This is a genomic window from Pedobacter sp. 10L46_2, assembly GCF_056395165.1.
Genome location: NZ_JBFTIZ010000368.1, coordinates 4,438 through 12,243, shown reverse-complemented (window position 1 = coordinate 12,243; position 7,806 = coordinate 4,438). Strand labels below are relative to the sequence as shown.

6 protein-coding genes are annotated in these 7,806 nt (G+C 39.5%); 4 read left to right on the top strand and 2 right to left on the bottom strand.

Translation table 11 applies throughout. From position 1 onward, the window contains the following. The 3 genes from AC1DDX_RS25085 to AC1DDX_RS25075 form a co-directional block, all read left to right on the top strand. Positions 1 to 923 (top strand): TolC family protein (locus AC1DDX_RS25085; protein ID WP_477622797.1); only part of this gene is annotated, 923 nt, incomplete at its 5' end. 7 nt (positions 924 to 930) lie between these two features. Further along, a complete protein-coding gene (locus AC1DDX_RS25080; RefSeq protein ID WP_477622796.1) occupies positions 931 to 4,656 on the top strand; it encodes a CusA/CzcA family heavy metal efflux RND transporter in 3,726 nt (1,241 codons plus the stop codon). After that, complete coding sequence (locus AC1DDX_RS25075; protein WP_477622795.1) at positions 4,641 to 4,853, top strand: efflux RND transporter permease subunit; 213 nt, start codon at positions 4,641 to 4,643, stop codon at positions 4,851 to 4,853. Before AC1DDX_RS25080 ends, AC1DDX_RS25075 begins: the two co-directional genes overlap by 16 nt. A gap of 3 nt (positions 4,854 to 4,856) precedes the next feature. On the opposite strand, the gene AC1DDX_RS25070 is transcribed toward AC1DDX_RS25075, so the two are convergent. Next, positions 4,857 to 6,296, bottom strand: coding sequence for an alpha-L-fucosidase (locus AC1DDX_RS25070; protein ID WP_337716436.1), 1,440 nt, complete (start codon positions 6,294 to 6,296; stop codon positions 4,857 to 4,859). 157 nt (positions 6,297 to 6,453) lie between these two features. Between AC1DDX_RS25070 and AC1DDX_RS25065 the strand changes: the two genes are divergently transcribed. Next, complete coding sequence (locus AC1DDX_RS25065; protein ID WP_172659539.1) at positions 6,454 to 7,164, top strand: SRPBCC family protein; 711 nt, start codon at positions 6,454 to 6,456, stop codon at positions 7,162 to 7,164. 15 nt (positions 7,165 to 7,179) lie between these two features. Here the strand turns inward: AC1DDX_RS25065 and AC1DDX_RS25060 are convergent, their stop codons facing one another. Beyond that, entirely contained in the window at positions 7,180 to 7,692 is a 513-nt protein-coding gene (locus AC1DDX_RS25060; RefSeq protein ID WP_172659538.1) for a DUF5362 family protein, read from the bottom strand. Positions 7,693 to 7,806: the final 114 nt, after the last annotated feature.

Sequence of the window (7,806 nt, the reverse complement as noted above, 5' to 3'; positions counted from 1 at the left end):
GGGTTAAACTGGCCGAGTACGAATATTTTGATCTGATGCGCACTTTGCGATATACACTCAGCTCCACTTTTTATAAGATGTATTACGATCAGCAATCTGCCAAAGTCTACCAGGAGCAGATCAATTCCCTTGAACTTTTATTGAATGCCAATGAGCAACAGTTAAAGATGGGAAATGTGGCCATGAAGGATATCATCAGGATCAAATCATTGTTATACAGTCTGCAAGGAGAATATAGCAGTTTACTTAATGATATTGAGGATTTGCAAACTCAGCTTAAACTGATGACAAACATCAGGCCTGATGCAAATCTTGTTCTTGTGGTTCCTTCAGAGGAAGAACAGAACTACCAACCTGATAAAAAGACCTATACTAATTTACTGGATACCGCAAGGAGCAATCGCGCTGATCTTCAGCTGGCAAAAACTGAAATCACCTATGCCGAAAACAACCTGAGGTTACAAAAAGCCAATGCCGTTCCTGATGTTGAACTCTCACTTATTTACGACCTCAAGGGCTCTTATCCTGATAATTATACCGGACTAGGGATAAAACTTCCAATACCATTGTTTTACAGGAATCAGGGCGAAATAAAAAAGGCCAAAATTGCAATTGATGCAGGCAACTCGAAGCTCAGTCAGCAGGAAGCAATTCTCGAAAATGAGGTATACAATAGTTATACATCTGCTTTAAGAACCGAAAAACTGTATCGTGGGCTCGACAGTAATTTCAATGCTGATTTTGACAAACTGATTGTTGAAGTGATAAAAAATTTCAAAAACAGGAACATCAGTCTGATTGAATTTTTGGATTTCTACGACTCCTACAAAGCCAGCACATTACAAATGAACACATTAAAATACGAGCGCATGAACGCTAAGGAAGAAATCAATTTCGTTACCGGCTCAACTATTTTTAAATAACGCACACATGCAAAAAATCATTAAAACCATCAGCACACTTACTGCCCTCTCTGCTGTAATATTTCTACAAGGCTGTTCAGAACAGCCCAAAGAAGCTCCAAAGGAGGAAAAATTTGTAATTACAGACTCTTTGCTGAAAAGGCTGGAAATAGACACCGTACAGGGCGCAAATAATCAGACAGACCTTAATTTTTCAGCAAAGATCACGGCCAACGAGGAGAACATGTCAAAGGTTTACCCAATGGTAAGCGGGCTTGTTAAAAACGTACCGGCAAAACGAGGAGACCGGGTAACCAAAGGCCAGCTACTGGCCACTATGACCAGTGCAGAAATGGCTGGTTTTGATAAAGAAGCCATCAGCTCTTCTGCAGAATTAAGAAATGCGCAACGCAGTGTAAAACTTACAGAGGATATGTTTAAAAGCGGATTAGCTTCTGAACGAGATCTTGAACAGGCAAAAAACGACCTTATGGTTAAGGAAGCAGAAGATAAAAGAAGCAGGTCTATTCTGTCTTTAAATGGGGGTAATAAGAATGGTACCTATGTTATAAAAGCACCAATATCTGGTTTCATAATCGATAAAAATATAACCAGCAATATGCAGGTAAGACCAGATAACAATGAGAACTTATTTACAATAGCTGATCTTTCTAATGTATGGGCATTGATCAATATTTACGAATCAGACATTTCCAAAATTAAAGAGGGCGACGAGGTTAATCTTTCAATTCTATCCTATCCAGATAAACCATTTAAAGGCAAAATCAGTAAAATCTACAACATGCTCGACAATGACAGTAAAGTAATGAATGCCAGGGTGGTGATAGATAATCCGGGTTATTTATTAAAGCCGGGAATGATGGCAACTGTACAAATTGCCACCCGGAATGGTGCAACCTTGCCAGTGGTAAGTACAGATTGCCTCATTTTTGACAATAATAAATATTACGTGCTGGTGCTTGATCCGGTAAAAAAAGATGTAACCAATACTAATATAACCATCATTACACAGTGGCCTGGCCGCAGTGCCGAAGAGGTTGAAAAGTTTGTTACCCGGCCACTAGAAATTGCCATGAACCCAACCGAGAAAAGAACAAGTATCCGTTCTTCGTCTTTATTTGGGCTATCGGTAGTTAAAATCACATTTGAGGACGATGTAGATTATCAATTTGCAAGGGTTCAGGTAAACAACCACCTTGATGAGGCCGACCTGCCTTCGGGTGCAAAGCCGGAAGTCCAACCACCATATGGCCCTACCGGCGAGATTTTCCGGTATACGCTTAAAAGCGATAAGAAATCCGTCAGAGAGCTAAAAACTTTGCAGGATTGGGTGGTTGAACGGGAGCTGCTATCAGTACCAGGCATCGCCGATGTGGTAAGCTTTGGCGGAGAAGTTAAAACATACCAAATCACAGTTGATCCTCAAAAATCATTACAATACGGAGTAACTGCTACAGAACTTTTTGAAGCTGTTTCTAAAAGCAACATTAATGTGGGTGGCGATGTGATTGAGCAAAGTGGACAAGCTTATGTGGTACGCGGAATTGGTGTGCTAAATAATATTGATGAGATCAAGAACATCATTATTGACAACTTTAACGGCACACCGGTGTATGTTAAAACCATAGCCGAGGTAACGGAATCTGCTCTGCCACGCTTAGGGCAGGTTGGCAGAGACCATGACCCTGATGTAGTTGAAGGTATTGTAGTGATGCGTAAGGGCGAAAACCCAAGCGAAGTGATCCACAACCTTAAAGAAAAGATTAAGGATGTAAATGAAAACATTTTGCCGGGCGACGTAAAGATCAGTCCTTTCTATGACCGTGAGAATCTGGTAAATTTTGCCACGCATACAGTAATGCACAACATGCTGGAAGGGATCATTTTTGTTACCCTGATTGTGTTCCTGTTTATGGCTGATTGGAGAACCACACTGATCGTTTCTCTTATTATACCCCTGGCACTCCTTTTTGCTTTTATTTGTTTAAAACTAAAGGGTATGTCGGCCAACCTGCTCTCTATGGGCGCCATAGATTTCGGGATCATTATAGACGGTGCAGTAGTAATGGTAGAGGGAATTTTTGTCGCCCTCGATTACAACTCTCATAAAAACGGCGCCGAGAAATTTAACCGGATGAGTAAACTAGGCATCATTAAAAGGGCCTGTCTGGAAAATGGCAAGGGCATTTTCTTTGCCAAACTGATTATCATTACCGGCTTAATGCCAATCTTTACTTTTGAAAAAGTAGAAGGTAAAATGTTCTCGCCATTGGCATGGACCCTAAGTTTTGCATTGTTAGGTGCCCTGTTGCTAACCTTTACATTGGTACCAGCAATGGCAAGTGTATTGCTTAGAAAGAATGTTAAAGAAAAGCACAACATCTTTTTAGAGTTCCTTACAAAAGTTGTGATGCGGGTTTACACGGCATGCTTTAAAGCTAGAAAACTCGTCTTCGGTACAGCCATGGTTATACTGGTTGTTGGCTTATTTAGCTTTAAATTTCTGGGAACAGAGTTTTTACCTACACTGGATGAAGGATCCATATATGTAAGGGCCAGTGCTCCGCTAAGTGTTTCACTCAATGAAACTAAAAAGCTTTCGAACGAGATGCGTAAGATCTTTTTAAGCTTTGAGGAGGTGAAACAGGTAATATCGCAAACCGGCCGACCAAACGACGGCACAGATGCAACAGGATTTTACAATATGGAATTCCTGGTTGATATTTATCCCAAAGCAGAATGGAAACGTAAGCAAACCAAAGAGGAACTGGTAGAGCGTATGCAGGAAAAGCTTAAAGGTTATCCCGGTATTAGTTTAAACTTCTCTCAGCCAATTTCGGATAACGTGGAGGAAGCGGTATCAGGTGTAAAAGGATCTATTGTGGTTAAAATGTTTGGCAACGATTATTCCTTTATCGAAAAGCATGAGCAAGACATATATAACATTCTAAAAACAGTTAATGGGATTGAGGATTTAGGGATTCTTAGAAATCTTGGACAGCCTGAATTGCAGATCAACCTCGATCAAAGTAAAATGGCGCTATACGGAGTGAGAACAGAGGATGCAAACTCCATAATAGAGATGGCTATTGGTGGTAAAGCCGCTACACAGATTTATGAAGGAGAGCGTAAATTTGATCTCCGAATCAGATATCCTGAAGACTTTAGAAAAGATGAAGCTTCAATTGGTGCGCTACGTATCCCTACTATTTCTGGTGCCAAAGTTCCATTAAGTGAAATTTCTACTATTCGTAAAATTACCGGCCCAAGCATTATTTACCGCGATAAGCATGAACGCTATGGGGCCATTAAATTCTCAATAAGAGGGCGTGATATGGGAAGTGTAATTGCCGAAGCACAGGCTAAAGTAAAAGCTCAAATTAAACTTCCTAAAGAATACAAACTGGAATGGGCAGGTGATTTTGAGAACCAACAAAGGGCAACCAGTCGTTTATCTGAAGCTGTGCCGATCAGCTTATTGCTCATATTTTTTATCCTGTTTGTATTGTTCGGAAACATTAAAGATTCATTACTGGTGTTAAACAATGTACCATTTGCAATGATTGGGGGCATACTTGCGTTGCTCGCAACGGGAGTTAACTTCAATATTTCGGCCGGCATTGGGTTTATTGCACTGTTTGGTATATGCGTGCAAAATGGGGTAATTCTGATTACACGATTTAAAAGCAATATGGTAGAATTAAAACATCGTCCGGAATGGACTTTGCGTTGATGGCTGCAATTGGTTTGATGCCGGCTGCACTATCAACCGGAATAGGTTCAGAAGCATCAAAACCTTTAGCTATTGTAGTTATAGGTGGATTGATAACCAATACATTATTTAACCTTTTTGTATACCCAATAGTTGTCTACTGGGCATACCAGAAAAAGGTTAAACATTTACATATATCATCTGTTCCGCAGAACTAATGCCTATAAGTCCGGTGCTTTGTAAAGTTGTACGCTTGAAAGTATCGGGCAGGCATTTGCATCCAGAATATTTACCCTAATCTTACTCGTTTTTACAGTGGGGAACACCAGGATTCTTTTGCGACCTATGGTAGTCTGTGTATCTAAAGTCTTAAATTCAGATCCTTCCAGATATTCTACCGAGAACGATTTCACTCTTTGTCCTAGTTTAATAAATTCCTGAAGTACAATACGGTTAAGCTCGGTTTCTTTACCCAGATCTATGGTAATCACTGCGCTTTTTACCTGATCATCTGTTGTCCAGTAAGTCTCGTTGTTTCCGTCGGTTAAATTTTGTCCATTGAATTTCTTATCCTTTCCTCTGATGTTGCTTACTGTTACTTTTCTGCCTTTTGCCAGATCAGTTTTATAAGCAGCATCCAGGTATTTTTTGAATTCCATTAATCTGGTAGAATCTGTTGGATGAATTAAACCATCACGATTTACCGGAACATTTAACAACAGGTTACTATTGCGGCCGACGGAAGTATTGTAGATAGATTCCAGCTGATCAAGTGTTTTAACCTGATTATCGGTATTGGCGCTATAAAACCATCCTGGTCTGATAGAAACATCAACCTCTGCAGGAATCCAGTATTTACCATTCTCATCACCTGTGCTAAGTACTTTACTTTCAGGAGCCTCTGCTCCTACTCCAAATCCATCGGTATTTAAGGTCGACCAGTTGGTTTCGCCCGCAACACCTCTTTCATTTCCCATCCAACGAATATCAGGACCGATATCACTAAATATTACTGCCTGAGGTTGGTTTTTGCGAACTACATTATAAAACTTAGGCCAGTCGTATGCCTGCTTTTTATCACCGCCATTTGCACCGTCAAACCATTGTTCAAAAACACTTCCGTAATTGCTTAATACCTCATTAAGGGTGTTGGCAAATACGTCATTATACTTAGGGGTGCCATATTCAGGATGATTACGATCCCAAGGGGACAAATAAACTCCGAATTTTAAGCCATATTCCTTACAAGCTGCAGATAATTCCTTTAGCACATCTCCTTTACCGTCTTTCCAGGCGCTTTCTCTAACAGTGTGTGTACTGAATTTACTTGGCCACAGGCAAAAACCATCATGGTGTTTGGCAGTAATAATAATTGCCTTCATACCAGCATTTTTTGCAGTGCGAGCCCATTGTCGGGCATCAAGTTTCTTAGGATTAAACAACTTTGGATCTTCGTCGCCATGCCCCCACTCTTTGTCTGTAAATGTGTTTGGTCCAAAATGGATAAACATATAATACTCCATTTGTTGCCAGGCATATTGATTTTTGTTTGGAACGGCACCATAAGGTTTAGGTGCTGCTACAGATGATTGCGCATAACTGTTTGCAGTAAACAATAATGAGCACAATGCTGCTGCTGAATAGGTCTTTATTAGTTTCATTGTGTATGGTTAGTTACGAACTTTAAAATTGCAATTTATGCATTGCTAAAAATTCTACGCTATTGTCATTAAAATAAATGATTTTGGCAAATCTTAAAACTTATCTATTAACCAAAGTGTTATTGGTTTATCGTTGCCAATAAAAATAAGCCATCAAATGAAAACACATGAAAGTAATTTAAAGCTCCGGTCGGGAAAATTCTCTATCGAGAAGCATCATTATGAGAACATAGGTCTTACAGAACGTATGGTTTCTGTATTGCTAAGTGGTATTTTAATGACCAGAGGGATTAGGAGACCGCTTAAAGCGCAATTTTTATATGGTGCTTACCTGGCATACAGGGGCTTTACCGGCAAATGTTTTGTATATGAGAAACTTGGAATAGATGGCAATAAACCGAGAGCGATAAATATTAGGGGTGAATTTGAAATTGACAGACCTGCCAGCGAGGTATATGCCTACTGGCGCGATTTAAATAACCTTCCGGGTAGCATTAAACATTTACTAAACGTAGAGGTAATTGATGAAAACCTTTCTCATTGGAAAAGCAATGTAATGGGAAATTTATTTTCGATAGACTGGGATGCAGAAATTATAAAGGATGAACCAAATCATTTAATTGGATGGAGATCTTCTCCAAGTTCTTTAATAAGTCATGTAGGGCGGGTTAAGTTTACCGAAACAGCTGATAAAACCGGAACGATATTGAAAGTGGTTCTATCCTATCATCCTCCAATTGGAGGCGTTGGCATTGGTTTAGCCAGGCTGTTAAACCCGTATTTTGAAAGTCTTTTAAAAAAAGAGATCAGAAGCTTTAAACATACCATTGAAAACAAGATTCCGATATATGCTAACGGAACCTTGTAAAAGTATCTTTAGTTATTAAGGAGCAACACTACCAGCACCAAGGTAAGCAACAATTCCAAGAAGAAAAGAGATAATGTAAAGGCCCAATATGGTGATGGTAATGATACCCCAAAATTTAAAGAACGATTTCATTTTACTCATTGCCTCGCTTAGCGCGGGCTGATCGCCATATAATACAGCCTGTTTTGCCGAATTGGCATATTTAAACATTAATAAGCTTGGGTAAAAATAAAGTAAAGCCGACAATAGGAATACTACTGTAAGGAAACCTCCTCCAAGTGCCGCCCAGGGATTGTTTGCTGCACCCACCTTACCATTCATTGCGCTTATCAATGCTTCAGCACTAAATGAAAACAAGACCATGAATCCCGTTACTACAAATCCTATTATTGACAAGAATTTGGTCCACCTGGCGGTTTCATATATGTAACTACGTATGTCTTCTGTAACGGTTAACAAGACTTCCTCTCCCTCTTGAGGGTCATTGTGTGTTGTTTCCTCAGGATTTTCTTCTTCAAAATGTTCCATGTTGATCGTATTGTTTTTTTATAAGGCTTTTAGCTTGCCTAAACATAAAGAATATTTTTAAAAAATTGATACCTTTGCGCCAAATCAAGAAAAAAACATACATGGCATTACAAT

What these genes read in the sequence shown, in the direction of transcription:
- AC1DDX_RS25080 (WP_477622796.1), top strand. Translation starts at nt 931, where the DNA reads ATGCAAAAAATCATTAAAACCATCAGCACACTTACTGCCCTCTCTGCT.
- AC1DDX_RS25075 (WP_477622795.1), top strand. Translation starts at nt 4,641, where the DNA reads ATGGACTTTGCGTTGATGGCTGCAATTGGTTTGATGCCGGCTGCACTA.
- AC1DDX_RS25070 (WP_337716436.1), bottom strand. Translation starts at nt 6,296, where the DNA reads ATGAAACTAATAAAGACCTATTCAGCAGCAGCATTGTGCTCATTATTG.
- AC1DDX_RS25065 (WP_172659539.1), top strand. Translation starts at nt 6,454, where the DNA reads ATGAAAACACATGAAAGTAATTTAAAGCTCCGGTCGGGAAAATTCTCT.
- AC1DDX_RS25060 (WP_172659538.1), bottom strand. Translation starts at nt 7,692, where the DNA reads ATGGAACATTTTGAAGAAGAAAATCCTGAGGAAACAACACACAATGAC.